This window comes from Tsuneonella sp. HG094 (assembly GCF_053819285.1).
Window position 1 is genome coordinate 1,119,527 of record NZ_JBSORA010000001.1, and the last position, 16,178, is coordinate 1,135,704.

The window sequence follows — 16,178 nt, forward strand, 5'->3', positions numbered from 1 at the left end:
TCTTCCCCTTATGACAACGCCTCTTTGACCAGCCTGCTGGCGGTCTGCATGTCGAGGACAGTGCCGTGGCGCGCCTTTAGTTCCGCCATCACGCGGCCCATATCCTTAATGGAATCAGCACCTAAGGTTGATTTGATGTCGGCGATCGCGGCGCGGGTATCATCTTCGGACAGCTGCTGGGGCAGGAACTCCTCGATAACCTTGAGTTCCTTGCGCTCCTGCTCGGCCAGCTCCTCGCGATTGCCGTCAACATACATGGTTATCGACTCGCGCCGCTGCTTCGCCATTTTTTGCAGGGTTTCGACCACGAGGGCGTCGTCCTCGGGCTTCTGCGAGGCGGTTCGCAACTCGATATCGCGGTCCTTCAGCTTGGCGAGGATCAGCCGGACGGCGGCGAGCCGCTCCTTGTCGCCGCCTTTCATCGCGTCGATCTGGGCCTGCTTGATGGTATCGCGGATCATTGTGGTCAGCCTTCTACGGATAAGTATGCATCGGCCCCTAGCGCGGGTTGACGGGATGGGGAACCGGGCCTAGCGGCTGGGTCTTAGCGACATCGCCGGAAAACCCCTGACTCGGAGAGCCCCCAATGGCCGTCCCCGCCAATAGCCTTGCGCAACCCGAAGGAGCGACAGGCGTATTGGTGCTTGCGGACGGTACCGTGGTCTGGGGCAAGGGCTTCGGCCATGTCGGCGAAGCGGTGGGCGAGGTGTGCTTCAACACCTCGATGACCGGCTACCAGGAGGTGATGACCGATCCCTCCTACGCCGCGCAGATCGTCACCTTCACCTTCCCGCACATCGGCAACGTCGGCGCGAATTTCGAGGACGTCGAGAGCAAGGTCGATGGCGCGGTGGGCTGCGTGGTGCGCCACTCGGTGACGCCGAGCAGCAACTTCCGCGCCGAGCAGGAATTCGGCGACTGGCTCGCCGCCAAGGGCCGCGTCGGCCTCTCGGGCATCGACACCCGCGCGCTGACCCGCCGCATCCGGCTGCAGGGTGCGCCCAATGCGGTCATCGCGCACAGTCCAAGCGGCAAGTTCGATATCGCCAAGCTGCTCAAGCGGGCGCAGGAATGGCCGGGGCTCGAGGGGATGGACCTCGCCGTGAAGGTCAGCCGCGAGGCGCAGGAGGACTGGGGCGGGGGCTACTGGGAGCTCGGCAAGGGCTACAGCCGCGCTCCGTGGAAGAACCAGAAGCACGTCGTCGCGATCGACTACGGCGCGAAGGACAACATCTTCCGCAACCTCGTGAAGGCGGGTGCGCGGGTGACGGTGGTTCCGGCGCAGACGACCTATGAAGAGGTCATGGCGCTGAAGCCCGACGGGGTGTTCCTCAGCAACGGACCGGGCGATCCGGCGGCAACGGGCGTGTACGCCGTCCCGTCAATCAAGCGCTTTATCGAGGATGGAACACCGGTGTTCGGCATATGTCTGGGCCACCAGATGCTCGGCCTGGCCGCGGGCGCGAAGACGAGCAAGATGCACCAGGGGCACCGCGGCGCGAACCATCCGGTCAAGCGGCTGGCCGACGGAGTGGTCGAGATCACCTCGATGAACCACGGCTTCGCGGTCGACAACACCGCGCTGCCCGAAGGCGTCGAGGAAACCCACGTCTCGCTGTTCGATGGCAGCAACTGCGGCATCGCGATCAAGGGCAAGAAGGCGTTCGGAGTGCAGTATCATCCGGAGGCTAGCCCGGGGCCGCAGGACAGCTTTTACCTTTTCGAGAAGTTTGTGGGGATGTTGGACCGGTCGAATGTTTGAAGGGTCTCGAGTGGCAGGCTCCGTCGATTACTTCTTGCGTTGCGCGAAGGCTCCTGACGATTTGCGGAAGGACCTGAACGCAATAATACGCCCTTTCATCCCGCAGTACGGTCGGATGATGAAGGCGGAAAAGATTAAGGCTGATCAGGCAGCCGTCGCCCTCATCACTGATCTGATAGCTGAAATCTCATTGGAGAACCTTCTTAAGATGCGAGATGATCGCGATCCGCGCCTACGAGGCTTCAAAGCGCTTTTTCTCCTTTGCGAGGCGTTGGCTCAAAGCCAGCCGGACCTTTACGAACGATTTTTCCGCGTGCCGCCCGAGAAAACCTTCTACGTTTTGACGACAGCAAACTAATGCCCAAACGCACTGACATCTCCTCGATCCTCGTCATCGGTGCCGGGCCGATCATCATCGGACAGGCGTGCGAGTTCGATTATTCGGGCACGCAGGCGATCAAGGCGCTGAAGGAGGAGGGGTACCGGGTGATCCTGGTGAACTCCAACCCGGCCACGATCATGACCGATCCCGAGTTCGCCGACGCGACCTATGTCGAGCCGATCACGCCCGCGATCGTCGCCAAGATCATCGAAAAGGAGCGGCCCGATGCGCTGCTGCCGACGATGGGTGGACAGACCGCACTTAACACTGCGCTGGCGCTGTTCGAGGACGGCACGCTCGACAAGTTCGGCGTGAGGATGATCGGTGCCGATGCCGATGCGATCGACAAGGCCGAGAACCGCCAGCGTTTCCGCGAGGCGATGGACAAGATCGGGCTAGAATCCGCGCGCAGCGGCGTTGCCAACACCGTCGAGCAAGCCTTTGAAGTGCTTGAGAGAACCGGCTTGCCTTCGATCATCCGCCCGAGCTTCACGCTGGGCGGCACCGGCGGCGGCATCGCCTACAACAAGGCCGAGTTCGAGAAGATCGTCCGCGAGGGCCTCGACGCCAGCCCGACCACCGAGGTCCTCATCGAGGAATCGCTGCTCGGCTGGAAGGAATACGAAATGGAAGTCGTCCGCGACCGCGCCGACAACGCCATCATCATCTGCTCGATCGAGAACGTCGATCCGATGGGCGTCCACACGGGCGATTCCATCACCGTCGCCCCGGCGCTGACGCTGACCGACAAGGAATACCAGATCATGCGCTCGGCGAGCATCGCCGTGCTGCGTGAAATCGGTGTGGAAACAGGCGGTTCGAACGTACAGTTCGCAGTCAATCCCAAGGACGGGCGGCTGATCGTCATCGAGATGAACCCGCGCGTCTCGCGTTCTTCAGCGTTGGCATCGAAGGCCACCGGCTTTCCCATCGCGCGGGTCGCGGCGAAGCTGGCGGTCGGCTACACGCTCGACGAGATCACCAACGAGATCACCGGCGCTACACCGGCGGCGTTCGAGCCGACGATCGACTACGTCGTCACCAAGATCCCGCGCTTCGCCTTCGAGAAGTTCAAGGGCACCAAGATCGAACTCGCCACGGCTATGAAGTCGGTCGGCGAGGTCATGGCCATCGGCCGCAACTTCCAGGAATCGCTGCAGAAGGCCCTGCGCGGGCTCGAGACCGGGCTCGACGGGTTCAACCGCGTGGTCGAGCTGGAGGGCAAGCCCGAGGACGAAATCCGTGCTGCCTTGTCGAAGCGCACCCCCGACCGGCTGCTGCAGGTCGGCCAGGCATTCCGCGAGGGCTTCACGGTCGATGCGATCAACGCGATCACCGGCTACGACCCGTGGTTCCTGCGCCAGATCGAGGAGATCATCGCCTGCGAGGCCGTGGTGCAGGAGCGCGGCCTGCCCGCCGATGCCGCCCAGCTTCGCCGCCTGAAGGCGATGGGCTTTTCCGACAAGCGCCTCGCCACGCTGGCCGTCCGTTCGGTCAACGTCGCGGGCGGGCTGGGCGAGACCCAGGCCAAGCGTTCGGGCCTGCTCCACGATGCCCTGCGCGCGATGGCGGGGGCCACGTCCGAAAAGGAAGTGCGCGAGCTGCGCCGCAAGCTCGGCGTGTTCCCCGTCTTCAAGCGCATCGACAGCTGCGCCGCCGAGTTCGAGGCGGTGACGCCGTACATGTACTCGACCTACGAGGCGCCGAGCTTCGGCGAGCCCGAGGACGAGGCGCAGCCGAGCGACCGCAGGAAGATCGTCATCCTCGGCGGTGGTCCGAACCGGATCGGGCAGGGCATCGAGTTCGACTACTGCTGCGTCCACGCCTGTTTCGCGCTCAGCGAGGCCGGGTTCGAGACGATCATGGTCAACTGCAACCCTGAAACGGTCAGCACCGACTACGACACTTCCGATCGCCTCTATTTCGAGCCGCTGACGGGCGAGGACGTGCTGGAGATCCTGCGCGTCGAACAGTCGAAGGGCGAACTTGTCGGCGTAATTGTCCAATTCGGCGGGCAGACCCCGCTGAAGCTGGCGCAGGCGCTTGAGGATGAAGGGATCCCGATCCTCGGCACCAGCCCCGATGCGATCGACCTTGCCGAAGACCGCGAGCGGTTCGCCAAGCTGGTCAACAAGCTGAAGCTCAACCAGCCGCGCAACGGCATTGCCTACAGCCGCGACGAGGCCGCCGCCGCTGCCGCGCGTATCGGCTATCCGGTGCTGCTGCGCCCGAGCTACGTGCTCGGCGGGCGGGCGATGGAGATCGTCGACAGCGAAGCGCAGCTCGACAACTACATCGCCACCGCGGTCAACGTGGCGGGCGACAGCCCCGTCCTCGTCGACCAGTACCTGCGCGACGCGATCGAGTGCGACGTGGATGCGCTGTGCGACGGGACCGAAGTCCGCATCGCCGGGGTGATGCAACACATCGAGGAGGCCGGCGTCCACTCCGGCGACAGCGCCTGCACGATCCCGCCTTATTCGCTGCCCGCCGACATCATCGCCGAAATGGAACGCCAGGCAGAGGCGCTTGCCATGGCGCTGGGCGTGAAGGGCCTGATGAACGTCCAGTTCGCGGTCAAGGACGGCGTAGTGTACCTGATCGAGGTCAACCCGCGCGCCAGCCGCACGGTGCCCTTCGTCGCCAAGGCGATCGGCCAGCCGGTGGCCAAGATCGCCGCGCGCGTGATGGCGGGCGAACCGCTGTCCAACTTCGAGCCGTTCCGCCGCGACCTCGACTACATGGCGGTCAAGGAAGCGGTCTTCCCGTGGAGCCGCTTCCCCGGGGCCGACCCGGTGTTGACGCCCGAGATGAAGTCGACCGGTGAGGTCATGGGGATCGACCGCGATTTCGCGACCGCATTCCTGAAGTCGCAAATCGGCGCGAGCAGCGCGTTGCCTGAAAAGGGCGTTCTGTTCGTCTCGGTCAAGGACAGCGACAAGGCGACAATCTTGCCGGCCGTGAAAGCGCTGATCGACCACGGCTTCACCGCCATCGGCACCGGCGGCACCCAGCGCTTCCTTGCCGAAGCCGGCCTGCCGGTCGAGCGGATCAACAAGGTCGCCGAAGGGCAGCCGCACATCGTCGACCGGATCATCGACCGCGACATCGCGCTGATCTTCAACACCACCGAAGGGTGGCAGTCGCTGATCGACAGCAAGTCGATTCGCGCAGGCGCGCTCGAAACCCGCATTCCGTACTACACCACGGCGGCCGCCAGCGTCGCCGCGGCGAAGGCGATTACCGAGGTTTCGGCCGACCAACTTGAAGTGCGGCCACTGCAAGACTATTATAGCTGACAGACAAGCTGCGTTTTTCCCGACAAGTCGACCGGTCAATCAGCCGCCCCCACGGACGGCCCGGCATCGAATTGTCCCGAACGGCGTGAACAGGGACACGTAAACAGGATGGCTACGATGGAAAAGGTGCCGATGCTGGCCGAAGGGTACGAGCGGATCGCCGCCGACCTCAAGGTCCTGCGCGCCGAACGCCCCAAGATCGTCGACGCGATCGAGGAAGCCCGCGCGCACGGCGATCTGTCGGAGAACGCCGAATATCACGCCGCGAAGGAGCGTCAGGGCCAGGTCGAGGCGCAGATCGCCGATCTGGAAGATCGCATCAGCCGCGCCCAGATCATCGATCCCGCCTCGCTTTCGGGCGATCGCATCGTCTTCGGCGCGACCGTGACCCTGCTCGACGAGCACGACAAGCCGGTGAAGTACCAGATCGTCGGCCAGACCGAGGCGGACGCGAAGGTCGGGCGGATCAGCTACAACTCGCCGCTCGGCCGTGCGCTGATCACCAAGAAGGTCGGCGACGAGATCGAGGTCACCGTTCCCTCGGGCGACAAGTTCTACCTCGTCGAGAAGATCGAGTTCATCTGAGACGTCGGGGCGCGGTCTCCGCGCTCCTCACGTTGTGAAGCGATGGTCCCGCCTCAGGCGCCCTGCGCGCCGGGGTCCAGCAGCTTGTGCAGATGGACGATCACGTACTTCATCGCGGCATCGTCGACGGTGCGCTGAGCCGCGCCGCGCCAGGCATCGAGCGCGCTGGTATAGTCGGGGAAGACGCCCACGACGTCGATCTTGGACAGGTCCTCGAACTGGAGGGTCATCGGATCGGTCACGCGACCGCCCATGACGAGGTGCGGCAACTGCTTCTTGGCTTCGGTCATGTCAGGTCCTTGGGGAGGAGTCGGCGCGCCCATACGGAAAGCGGCGCGGCAGGGGAACCCCGCCGCACCGCTATCGCTACAATTGTTGCCTCGATCAGTGGATGCGCGAGCGCAGGTCGCGGATCGTGCGCGTTGCGACCTTGCCGATCTCGCTGCCGAGCGACGAGGCTCCATCGCGGGCATTCCCCGCGGTTTCGCCTGCACTCCGGCCGAAACTCCGCGCGCTGTCGCCCAAGGTCTCACCCAGGTCGCCGAGGCGGTCCTGACCCGCCTTTGTTGCCTTTCCGGCGCTGTCGAGGAACTGTGTTCCGTAGGTAAGCGCCAGATCGGCAAGCGCAGTCGCGATCACCGCGCTCTTGGCGCTAGCCTGCTTGCGCACCTTGCGTCCTCCGGGAAGGAAAGAGGCGACGATCGCCCCGAGGGCCAGTCCACCGAAGACAGTGGCGATCGGGTGCTGCTTGACGAACGACGTCGCCCCATCGGCCGCATCCCGGGCGTAATCGCCCATGGACCGTTCCTTGTTGCGCTTCTGTCCGGCGGCAACCTTGCCCTTTAGTTCGGTGCGCTTGTTCGAGTTGGTTTTTGTGGCGGCCATGTGCGACTCCCAGGTGAATTGTACGCCGATCAACGGGCTGGGCGGTCGTTCCGTTCCGCGCCGTCGGCGTCATCGCCGGTGATAAGCTCGATCAGCGGATGGCGGGCAAACCACAGGATGATTGCGGCGATGAGCGTGGCGATCACGCCCTTGTTGTTATCTGCCACCTCGATCGCCTCGTCGAGGACTTCGGCGGCACCTTCGCCGATCCGGTCGACGATGCGGCTCGAGATGCTCTTGCCGGACAGGTTGGCGCGCAAGTTCGCGATGTCCGCTTCGAACAGCGCCCGAGCCGCGTTGCGCAGCGCGCGGTCCTCACGCAGCTGCTGCTCCAGTGCCTCGCTCATTCGCGGACCTCGGCGCGGGTCTCGGCATAGGCGGAAGCCATGCGCGCGAAACGGCGCTTGGCGGCGAGGCCGAACAGGCCGCCCACTACCACCAGAATGCCCATGACGACCCCCGTGGAACCCCACGCGCCGATGACCGGGGCGAGCGCGAACACCGATCCCACGACGAGCGCAACCAGCGCGAGATGGATCAATGCGAAGGCGATGATCCCGTACAGAGCCCCAGCGCGTCCGCGGTCGAACGCAAAGGCGGCGCGGGTCTTCTGGTACTGCACCTCCGCCTCGACCATCGTTCGCCCGTCGTCGAGCAAGGCGACGATATCGTCGGTGAGCGAACGGGTTTCCGGCACGACATCGTCCGCCGACGAAATATCGTCGACGGACGCATCGAAATCAGGATCGTGTGTGTTCAAACCGCCCCTCCGGTCAGGAGGGATCAGTCGTTAGAACTACGGAACAGCCGTGCCAACAGGAACCCGCCGATGGCGGCGATACCCACCGCTAGGCCGGGGCTCTTGCGGACGAATTCGCGAGCGTCCTCGCCCAGTTCCTCGACGCTCTTGGTGTCGAGCTTGGTCGAAGCGTCCTGCAGCGAGCGCGAGGCGGTGCGGGCGTAGTCGCCGTACTTGGCACCCAGCTTGTCGTCGACGGTGGGCGCGGTGTCGAACACGGCCTTGCCCAGCGCGGAGAGGGCCTCGGCGACCTTGCCCTTGCCATCCACGGCAAGTTCACCGGCGCGGCCCTTGGCCTGTACACCGTAGTCCTTGGCCTGCGCGACCCAGTCTTCGCTCTGCGCGCGGGCCTGGTTGCGATAGGCGGCAGCGCGCTCGCCTGCCTCGGAGCGCAGGGCGGCAGCACCGGCCTTCGCTTCCTCGAGCGCGGCATTGAAGCGGCTCTTGGCGAGATCGGTGTTGGCCGGCTTGCGTGAAGCGCGTGCGGTCGCGGCTTTCGCGGCGACGGGCGTGGCAGCGGCGGTGCGCTTGGCAGCCGGCTTGCGGGCGGTCTTGGGTTTGGGGGTAGTGGCTTCAGCCATGATCTTTTCCTTTTGCCCTCGATTGCAATAATCATCGCGTCCGACGGGGTTCGGACGGCTCGATGCTGCAACGCAACTTGCGCCGCATAGTTCCGCCGCATAGAGGGCGGCTGCCTCTCATTATGGGAGTGTCCTAGTCAAATACAACACCCTTTCTACGGAGTGGTACATGACCGCGATCATCGACGTGCATGGGCGAGAAATCCTGGACAGCCGCGGCAACCCGACCGTCGAGGTCGACGTGCTGCTGGAAGACGGCAGTTTCGGGCGAGCGGCGGTGCCCTCGGGCGCCTCGACGGGCGCGCACGAAGCGGTCGAGCTGCGTGACGGGGACAAGGGTCGCTACCTCGGCAAGGGGGTGACCAAGGCCGTCGCCGCGGTGAACGGCGAGTTGCGCGATCTCCTTGTCGGATTCGATGCCGAGGACCAGCGCGACGTCGACATCGCCATGCTCGACCTCGACGGGACCGACAACAAGGGCCGCCTCGGCGCCAACGCGATCCTGGGTGCAAGTCTGGCAATCGCCAAGGCCGCCGCCGATGCGCGCGGCCTGCCGCTCTACAGCTACGTCGGCGGTGTTTCGGCCCACGTCCTCCCGGTGCCGATGATGAACATCATCAATGGCGGCGAGCACGCCGACAACCCGATCGACATCCAGGAATTCATGATCATGCCGGTCGGCGCAGACAGCCTGGCCGAGGGCGTGCGCTGGGGCGCGGAGGTCTTCCACACGCTCAAGAAGGCGCTGCACGACAAGGGATTGGCGACCGCAGTGGGTGACGAGGGCGGCTTTGCGCCCAATCTCGCCAGCACGCGCGCCGCCCTCGACTTCATCATGGGTTCGATCGAGCAGGCCGGTTTCACGCCCGGTGAGGACATCGTTCTCGCGCTCGACTGCGCAGCCACGGAATACTTCAAGGGTGGCAAGTATGAGATGACGGGGGAGGGTATCTCGCTCTCGCCCGAGGAGAACGCCACCTGGCTTGCCGACCTCTGCAGCGCCTATCCGATCCGCTCGATCGAGGATGGGATGAGCGAGGACGATTTCGAAGGTTGGAAGGCGCTGACCGACCTCATCGGCGGGAAAGTCCAGCTCGTCGGCGACGATCTGTTCGTGACCAACCCTGAGCGCCTCACGATGGGCATCGGCAAGGGTCTCGCCAACTCGCTGCTCGTGAAGGTCAACCAGATCGGCACGCTCACCGAAACGCTCGAGGCGGTCAGTGTCGCCCAGCGCGCCGGGTATACGGCGGTGATGAGCCACCGTTCGGGGGAAACCGAAGACGCGACGATCGCCGATCTCGCGGTCGCCACCAACTGCGGCCAGATCAAGACCGGCAGCCTTGCTCGGTCCGACCGGCTCGCGAAGTACAACCAGCTCATCCGTATCGAGGAAGAACTGGGCGTCAGTTCGCATTACGCGGGCAAAGGATGCTTCGGCCGCCTTTCCGGGTAAGGATTTCGACCAACGGCCCCGCACGGCTGACGAAGCGGGTTTACGGAACCGACGGCACCCCTAGACGGTTGCGCATGCAACCAACCGTTCCGGGAGTGCCTTCGTCCATGAAAACCCGTCTTGTCGCCGCCCTCATGCTGGGCGTAGCCACCGCAACGCTCGGCCCCGTCGCCTGTGATATTCCGAACGCGGGTAACGAGGCAGCTCTCGCACCGGGAACCGAGCTCGGCATTCGCAAGGACTGGATGGACATCGCCGCCAAGCCCGGCGACGACTGGTTTGCCTATGCCAACGGTAAGTGGATCGCCGGTACCGAGATTCCCGCCGACCGTTCGAACATCGGCGGGTTCTGGATTGCCGACCAGGAAACCGAGAAGAACCTCGAAGCGCTGGTGAAGGAAATAACCGCGTCCGAACCCGAGGCCGGAACCGACGCCGCCAAGGTCAAGGCATTCTACGAGGCCTACCTCGATACCGCCGCGATCGATGCTGCCGGGATGAAACCGGTGGAGGCCGACCTCGCGCGGTTCGCGGCAATCGCGGATAAAAAGGCGCTTTCCGAAGTGCTCGGCAGCCAGGTCCGCGCCGATGTCGACCCCCTCAACAGCACCAACTTTGAGACTGAGAACCTGTTCGGCGTGTTCGTGACGCAGGCGCTCAAGGGCGGGGAAGTGGTGCCCTACATCCTGCAGGGCGGCCTCGGTATGCCCGAACGAGAATACTACCTCTCGTCCGACGCCAAGATGGCGGGGCTGCGCACGTCGTATCGCACCTACATCGCCGACCTGCTGAAGGCCGCTGGTGTCGCCGACGCTGACGCCAAGGCGCAGCGGATTTACGACCTCGAGATGAAGATCGCGCAGGCGCACGCCAGCCGCGACGAGAGCGACGACTGGACCACGGCGGGAAGTCTGTGGAAGCAGGCCGATTTCGCTAGCAAGGCGCCGGGCCTCGACTGGTCTGCGTTCTTCAAGGGGGCGCAGCTATCAGGGTATCAGACCTTCGACGCCTACCATCCGGGCGCGATCACGAAGCTGTCGGCTCTGGTCGCGAGTGAGCCGCTCGACGCGTGGAAGGACTGGCTGGCATTCCACCAGATCAACGCCCACGCCGATGTGCTGCCGACCAAGCTCGACCAGCTTCATTTCGCTTTCTACGGCAAGGAGATGTCGGGCCAGGAAGCGCAGCGCCCGCGCGAGAAGCGTGCGCTTGCCGCGGTGAACGAGCACATGGGCGATGCTCTCGGCAAGCTCTACACCGACAAGTATTTCCCGGCCGCCAACAAGACCGCGATCCAGGGCATGGTCGACAACATCAAGGCCGCCTTCGCAAAGCGGATCGACGCACTCGACTGGATGGCGCCCGAGACCAAGGCGGAGGCGACCAAGAAAGTCGAGACGATGGAGGTCGGCGTCGGCTTTCCCGATACGTGGACCGATTACGCCAACCTCGAGATCGCGCCGGGCAATCCCTATGCGGCGGTCGTTGCCGCCGACAAGGCGCGCTACGCCACGCAGCTCGCCAAGATCGGCAAGCCGCTCGACAAGCGCGAATGGTGGATGAACGCGCAGCTCGTCAACGCGGTGAACCTGCCGGTCCAGAACGCGCTCAATTTCCCGGCTGCGATCCTTCAGCCGCCGTTTTACGATCCGAAGGCCGACGCGGCGTTCAACTACGGCGCGATCGGCGCGGTTATCGGGCACGAGATCAGCCACAGCTTCGACAACAATGGCGCGGCGTTCGATTCATCCGGCGCGATGCGCAACTGGTGGACCGAAGCCGACAAGGCCGAGTTCGACAAGGCGGGCAAGGCGCTGGCCGCGCAGTACAGCACCTATGAACCCTATCCCGGTCTCAAGGTGAAGGGCGACCTCACTTTGGGCGAGAACATCGCCGATCTTGCGGGCCTGCAGGCTGCCTATGACGCGTACCGTGCCTCGCTCGGTGGCAAGGAAGCGCCTGTTATCGATGGCTTCACCGGCGACCAGCGGTTCTTCATCGCTTACGCGCAGGCATGGGCCAGCAAGATGCGCGAAGCGGCGATGCGCCAGCGGATAGCGACCGATGGCCACGCCCCGGCGCAATACCGCGCGCTGACGGTGCGCAACATGCAGGCGTGGTACGATGCGTTCGACGTGAAGGAAGGCGACAAGCTCTACCTCGCTCCCGACCAGCGCGTGAAGGTCTGGTAAGCCGCAACAACGGTTAACGGAGAATCTTCTCCATCGATTTGCCCTGCGCCAGCTCGTCGACAACCTTGTCGAGCTGGCGCACCTGCTTTTCGATCGGGTCGGCGATCTCCTCGACCCGGATGCCGCATATCTTGCCGGTGATCCTATCCGCGTTCGGGTTGATGGCGGGGGCGGAACCGAAGAATTCGGCGAAATTGGCAGTGCCTGCAGCGTACCGCTCGATCGCCGGCTGGTCGTAACCGGTGAGCCAGCGGATCACTTCGTCGAGTTCACCGCGGGTTCGGCCTTTCCGTTCGACCTTGGTCACATACATCGGATAGACCTTGGCGAACTCGATCTCACCGATTGTCTTGCGTGGCATCAGGCTTCCTTCTTGGATTTCACCCCATCATCGCGTTTGTTTTTGGGATGAACAAGGTACTGCCAGACGCCCCAGGCGTTCACGAGCAGAAGCGCGGCGTTCATCACGACGATCGGCATTGCGTCCGTGGTCAGGCCCGACACGATCCAAGTGAGCGATACGGCACAGAACAGCACGAAGCCCCAACCGGTTGCCTTGCGGCCAAGATCGAAGGCGATGAGGCCCGCTGCGATCATCGTGCCGATCGCGGCGATCCATTCCAGCGGTCCGTTCATGCGCTTTCCCTTGCTCCTTTGAAGAGCAAAGCATCCGCGTGAGAAGGCGTTCCGGATCAGGCGGCTGCGGTAAGCCGCGCGATTTGGTGGGGGCTCAACTCGACAGTCGTGAATTCGAGCAGTTCGGCCAGTTGCGCGGGCGTTCTCGCGCTCGCGATCGGTGCAGGGATGCCGGGCTGGCGGACAAGCCACGCAAGTGCGATCGCGGCGAGGCTGGCGCCCGTTTCCGCAGCTACCTCGTCCATTACCGCGAGCACGGCGGCACCGTTGCCTCCGGCCAGCTTCCTCGCCCGATCGCCGCGAACCGACTGTGCGAAATCGGCCTCGGTCCGATATTTTCCGGTGAGATAGCCCGACGAGAGGCCGAAGAAGGGCAGCATCACGAGGCCCTGCGCGGCTACCGTGTCCTGCAATGCAGCGTCGTAGGCGCTGCGGGAGACCAGGTTGTATTGGTTCTGCAGTGCTGCAAATCGGGCAGTGCCATCCGCCTCTGCGGTCGAGAGCGCGGCGCTCAGCCGTTCCGCCGTGAAATTCGACGCTCCAATGGCGCGCACTTTCCCGCTGGCAACCGCACTGCCGAACCCGGCGACGATTTCTGCGATCGGCAACTCAGGATAATCTTTGTGCGCGTAATACAGATCGACCCGGTCGGTCTGCAGCCGGTCGAGCGAGGCATCGAGCGACTGCAGGATGCGCGCAGGCTCATAGAGTTCGCTGCCGCCGAGCATTCCGGTCTTGGTGTGAATGCGCATATCGTCGCGCACGCCCCGGCTGGCTAACCAGTTGCCGATCACGGTCTCGGATTCGCCGCCTCGGTGACCTGGGACCCATGCCGAATAGACGTCGGCGGTATCGATCATCCGCCCGCCAGCTTCGTAAAAGGCGTCGAGAACCGCGAAGGATTCGTCTTCGTTTGCCGACCACCCGAAGACATTGCCGCCCAGAACGAGCGGCAGGCCGGCGATAAAGGCGTACCCGCTCACGCGAACTGCTGGCTCACGGTCAGCAGTGCCATCGCAGCCTTGGCCGCTTCGCCGCCCTTGTCCTTCTGCGCCGGATCGGCGCGGACGAGCGCCTGCGCTTCGTCCTCGACCGTCAGGATGCCGTTGCCGATCGGCACGCCGTCCATCGTCAGCGCCATGATGCCGCGCGCGCTTTCGCCGGCGACGATCTCGAAGTGATATGTCTCGCCGCGAATGACCACGCCGATCGCGACGAACCCGTCATACTGGCCGCTTTCGGACGCCATCGCGATTGCGCCGGGAATTTCCAGCGCGCCCGGAACGGTCATGACTTCGAATTGATGCCCGCTCCGCTCCAACTCGCCGCGAGCGCCCGCGATCAGCATATCATTCAGGTGGTCGTAGAACCGGGCTTCGACGATGAGAAAACGGGCCACTGGGATCCTCCAAGGGTCTGGCGGACAGGGTGGGATTCGAACCCACGGTGAGCGTGAACCCACGGCGGTTTTCAAGACCGCTGCCTTAAACCACTCGGCCACCTGTCCGGTGAGGCGAGCGGCTAGCGGGGCGGAATGCGGTTGTCACGAACCGATTGCGGTTTGCGCCGTTGTATCGGCTATGCGACAAACTACCATGCGCCTGAAACTCCTGCCTTTGCTTGCTGCCCTGATCGCTTCACCCGTCGCGGCCCAGTCGATGCCGTTCGATGCCTATCTCCAGCTGCTGATCGCGCGCGCCCGTGCCGAGGGCGTGAGCGAGCCGACGATCCAGCGGATGACCTATGACCTCACGCCGAACAGCCGCGTGATCGAGCTCGACCGCTCGCAGCCGGGGGCACCGACAAACACAGGCAGTTACTCGCGGCTGCAGCCGTATCTCGATACCCATGTCGATGCTGCACGTATCAATGGCGGGCGGCGCAACTACCAGGCGCTCGGCCCGATCGCCGCGCAGCTCGAGAGCCGATATGGCGTACCTGCGAAGATCGTCGTCGCGATCTGGGGGCACGAGACGAACTACGGCAGCTACACCGGCGATTTCGACCTGGCGCGCTCGCTCGCGACGCTGGCGTGGGAAGGTCGTCGGCGCGAATTGTTCGCCACCGAATTCGTGGACCTGCTCAAGATCGCGGACCTCGGCGTCAACCGCTCGACCCTCAAGGGCAGCTGGGCGGGGGCTTTCGGCAATCCGCAGTTCCTGCCGAGCATCTACCTGCGCCTGGCACAGGACGGCGACGGAGACGGTCGCCGGGACATCTGGAACAGCCGCGCCGATACGCTCGCTTCGATCGCCAATTACTTCAAGGACGCGGGCTGGAGGCGCGGCCAGCCCTGGGGCGTCCAGGCCTACGTCCCCGCAGGTCTCGACTGGAACGGATTGAAGTCCGGCATGAACGCTCCCGCGTGCTCGGCCGTACACGGGCGGCACAGCCGGTGGATGAGCGTCGGCGAATGGCGCCGCATGGGCGTGCAGCCGCAGGTTCCCCTTGCCGATGACGTCACGGCGTCACTGTTCCAGCCCGATGGACCGGGGACGCGTGCTTGGCTCTTAACGACAAATTATCGGGTCATCCTCGAATATAACTGCTCGAACTACTACGCCATGAGTGTGGGATTGCTTGCAGATGAGATTGCCCGTTGATGCCGGTTTCCGGTTCCTTGCCCTCGGCCTGACGACTGCCGCGCTCGCCGCTTGCGGGGTGATCGGTGGCGGTGATCGTCCGGCCACATCGCTTGGCGCGAACGGTTCGCTGGCTCGCGACATCACGGGTCCCGCGGCCGATTATCCGGTCATTCTGGGCGAGGTGTTTACCGTCGACGGCACGCAGTACACACCCGCTGACACGATGAACTACGACGTGGTCGGCTATGCCGGTCGAGATGCGGGGGAGGGCGTGACGATCGCCCACCGGACGCTGCCCTTGCCGAGCTATGTCGAGATAACCTCTCTCGGGACCGGAAAGACGATCCTCGCGCGGGTAGAGCGGCGCGGTCCGATGGCCGGTTCGCAGTTCGTTGCGCTGTCAGCGGGCGCCGCAAGCCAGCTCGGGGCGGAAGAGGGGGCTGCCGTGCGCGTGCGGCGGGTCAATCCGCTCGAAAAGGACCGTGCTGAATTGCGCGCCGGGCGTTCGGTTCCCGACCGGATGGATACGCCGAAGGCGCTGGTCGACGTGCTTCGCCGCAAACTGCCGACTTCGGGCGCGGCCAGTCTCAAGCCGCAGGTTCCGGCGAACCAGGTCGGAGAACTGGCTTCAGTCGCTCCGAAGGCCGAACCTGCGCGCGCCGTCGTTGTCGCGCCGAAGGCCGGATCGGCCTACCCTCTGCCGCCACTTGCCACGAAGCAAATCGCAGCGCCGACACCGATTCCTGCCAAGGACGTTGGAGTTGCGGTCAGTCCGGCGATCGGCGATTTTGTCATCCAGGCCGGTACCTTCGCCAGCCAGGACAATGCGAAGCGCGCGGCGCAGGCGCTGGGTGGGCATGTGACACCCGCAGGCAAACTCTATCGCGTCAGGACCGGGCCGTTCACCAGCCGTGGACAGGCGGATGCCGCGCTCGCCAAGGTGCGGGCCGCCGGTTATAGCGACGCGCGAGTCACCACAGCAGGTTGAACCGTCGGCTCTCGCCCGGCGGCGGGAG

General features: G+C 64.4%; 18 protein-coding genes and 1 tRNA gene. 8 read left to right on the forward strand and 11 right to left on the reverse strand.

Annotation, left to right across the window (positions count from 1 at the left end):
* Window positions 1-8: 8 nt before the first annotated feature.
* Window positions 9-461 (reverse strand): GatB/YqeY domain-containing protein, encoded by a 453-nt coding sequence (locus ACWPMX_RS05570; protein ID WP_455699043.1) that lies wholly within the window; start codon window positions 459-461, stop codon window positions 9-11.
* Between the two features lie 125 nt (window positions 462-586).
* Here ACWPMX_RS05570 and carA point away from each other — a divergent pair, with 125 nt between their 5' ends.
* The 4 genes from carA to greA all read left to right on the forward strand — a co-directional run bounded on the left by carA (window position 587) and on the right by greA (window position 6,028).
* The gene (gene carA / locus ACWPMX_RS05575; RefSeq protein ID WP_455699044.1) at window positions 587-1,762 is read left to right on the forward strand and encodes a glutamine-hydrolyzing carbamoyl-phosphate synthase small subunit; all 1,176 of its coding nucleotides are present in this window, start codon (window positions 587-589) and stop codon (window positions 1,760-1,762) included.
* A 10-nt stretch (window positions 1,763-1,772) separates the two neighbouring features.
* Window positions 1,773-2,120 (forward strand): hypothetical protein, encoded by a 348-nt coding sequence (locus tag ACWPMX_RS05580; RefSeq protein ID WP_455699045.1) that lies wholly within the window; start codon window positions 1,773-1,775, stop codon window positions 2,118-2,120.
* Complete coding sequence (gene carB, locus ACWPMX_RS05585; RefSeq protein ID WP_455699046.1) at window positions 2,120-5,443, forward strand: carbamoyl-phosphate synthase large subunit; 3,324 nt, start codon at window positions 2,120-2,122, stop codon at window positions 5,441-5,443. The genes ACWPMX_RS05580 and carB overlap by 1 nt, the downstream gene beginning before the upstream one ends.
* Window positions 5,444-5,551: 108 nt before the next feature.
* Entirely contained in the window at window positions 5,552-6,028 is a 477-nt protein-coding gene (gene greA / locus ACWPMX_RS05590) for a transcription elongation factor GreA (protein WP_455699047.1), read from the forward strand.
* Between the two features lie 53 nt (window positions 6,029-6,081).
* On the opposite strand, the gene ACWPMX_RS05595 is transcribed toward greA, so the two are convergent.
* The 5 genes from ACWPMX_RS05595 to ACWPMX_RS05615 form a co-directional block, all read right to left on the reverse strand.
* Entirely contained in the window at window positions 6,082-6,318 is a 237-nt protein-coding gene (locus tag ACWPMX_RS05595) for a DUF4170 domain-containing protein (protein ID WP_455699048.1), read from the reverse strand.
* A gap of 94 nt (window positions 6,319-6,412) precedes the next feature.
* Entirely contained in the window at window positions 6,413-6,913 is a 501-nt protein-coding gene (locus ACWPMX_RS05600; protein WP_455699049.1) for a hypothetical protein, read from the reverse strand.
* Window positions 6,914-6,942: 29 nt separating this feature from the next.
* The gene (locus ACWPMX_RS05605; protein WP_455699050.1) at window positions 6,943-7,260 is read right to left on the reverse strand and encodes a hypothetical protein; all 318 of its coding nucleotides are present in this window, start codon (window positions 7,258-7,260) and stop codon (window positions 6,943-6,945) included.
* The gene (locus tag ACWPMX_RS05610; protein ID WP_455699051.1) at window positions 7,257-7,673 is read right to left on the reverse strand and encodes a phage holin family protein; all 417 of its coding nucleotides are present in this window, start codon (window positions 7,671-7,673) and stop codon (window positions 7,257-7,259) included. Before ACWPMX_RS05610 ends, ACWPMX_RS05605 begins: the two co-directional genes overlap by 4 nt.
* Window positions 7,674-7,696: 23 nt before the next feature.
* Complete coding sequence (locus tag ACWPMX_RS05615; protein ID WP_455699052.1) at window positions 7,697-8,293, reverse strand: hypothetical protein; 597 nt, start codon at window positions 8,291-8,293, stop codon at window positions 7,697-7,699.
* A 169-nt stretch (window positions 8,294-8,462) separates the two neighbouring features.
* Here ACWPMX_RS05615 and eno point away from each other — a divergent pair, with 169 nt between their 5' ends.
* Window positions 8,463-9,749 carry a phosphopyruvate hydratase gene (gene eno, locus ACWPMX_RS05620; RefSeq protein WP_455699053.1) on the forward strand — a complete coding sequence of 429 codons (1,287 nt, stop codon included), beginning with the start codon at window positions 8,463-8,465 and terminating at the stop codon, window positions 9,747-9,749.
* A 107-nt stretch (window positions 9,750-9,856) separates the two neighbouring features.
* Window positions 9,857-11,941, forward strand: coding sequence for a M13 family metallopeptidase (locus ACWPMX_RS05625; RefSeq protein ID WP_455699054.1), 2,085 nt, complete (start codon window positions 9,857-9,859; stop codon window positions 11,939-11,941).
* A gap of 13 nt (window positions 11,942-11,954) precedes the next feature.
* Here ACWPMX_RS05625 and ACWPMX_RS05630 read toward each other — a convergent pair whose 3' ends face one another.
* The 5 genes from ACWPMX_RS05630 to ACWPMX_RS05650 form a co-directional block, all read right to left on the reverse strand.
* Window positions 11,955-12,302 carry a DUF2200 domain-containing protein gene (locus ACWPMX_RS05630; protein ID WP_455699055.1) on the reverse strand — a complete coding sequence of 116 codons (348 nt, stop codon included), beginning with the start codon at window positions 12,300-12,302 and terminating at the stop codon, window positions 11,955-11,957.
* Window positions 12,302-12,577, reverse strand: a complete 276-nt coding sequence (locus ACWPMX_RS05635) for a hypothetical protein (RefSeq protein WP_455699056.1) — start codon at window positions 12,575-12,577, stop codon at window positions 12,302-12,304. Before ACWPMX_RS05635 ends, ACWPMX_RS05630 begins: the two co-directional genes overlap by 1 nt.
* 56 nt (window positions 12,578-12,633) lie before the next feature.
* On the reverse strand, window positions 12,634-13,560 hold the full coding sequence (locus ACWPMX_RS05640; protein WP_455699057.1) for an aldo/keto reductase: 927 nt from the start codon (window positions 13,558-13,560) through the stop codon (window positions 12,634-12,636).
* On the reverse strand, window positions 13,557-13,976 hold the full coding sequence (ribH, locus tag ACWPMX_RS05645) for a 6,7-dimethyl-8-ribityllumazine synthase (protein ID WP_455699058.1): 420 nt from the start codon (window positions 13,974-13,976) through the stop codon (window positions 13,557-13,559). The genes ACWPMX_RS05640 and ribH overlap by 4 nt, the downstream gene beginning before the upstream one ends.
* Before the next feature lie 18 nt (window positions 13,977-13,994).
* Window positions 13,995-14,084 (reverse strand) — tRNA-Ser (locus tag ACWPMX_RS05650).
* An 88-nt stretch (window positions 14,085-14,172) separates the two neighbouring features.
* Here ACWPMX_RS05650 and ACWPMX_RS05655 point away from each other — a divergent pair.
* Together ACWPMX_RS05655 and ACWPMX_RS05660 are read left to right on the forward strand one after the other, a co-directional pair.
* Window positions 14,173-15,180 carry a lytic murein transglycosylase gene (locus ACWPMX_RS05655; RefSeq protein WP_455699059.1) on the forward strand — a complete coding sequence of 336 codons (1,008 nt, stop codon included), beginning with the start codon at window positions 14,173-14,175 and terminating at the stop codon, window positions 15,178-15,180.
* The gene (locus ACWPMX_RS05660) at window positions 15,164-16,150 is read left to right on the forward strand and encodes an SPOR domain-containing protein (protein ID WP_455699060.1); all 987 of its coding nucleotides are present in this window, start codon (window positions 15,164-15,166) and stop codon (window positions 16,148-16,150) included. Before ACWPMX_RS05655 ends, ACWPMX_RS05660 begins: the two co-directional genes overlap by 17 nt.
* Window positions 16,151-16,178: the final 28 nt, after the last annotated feature.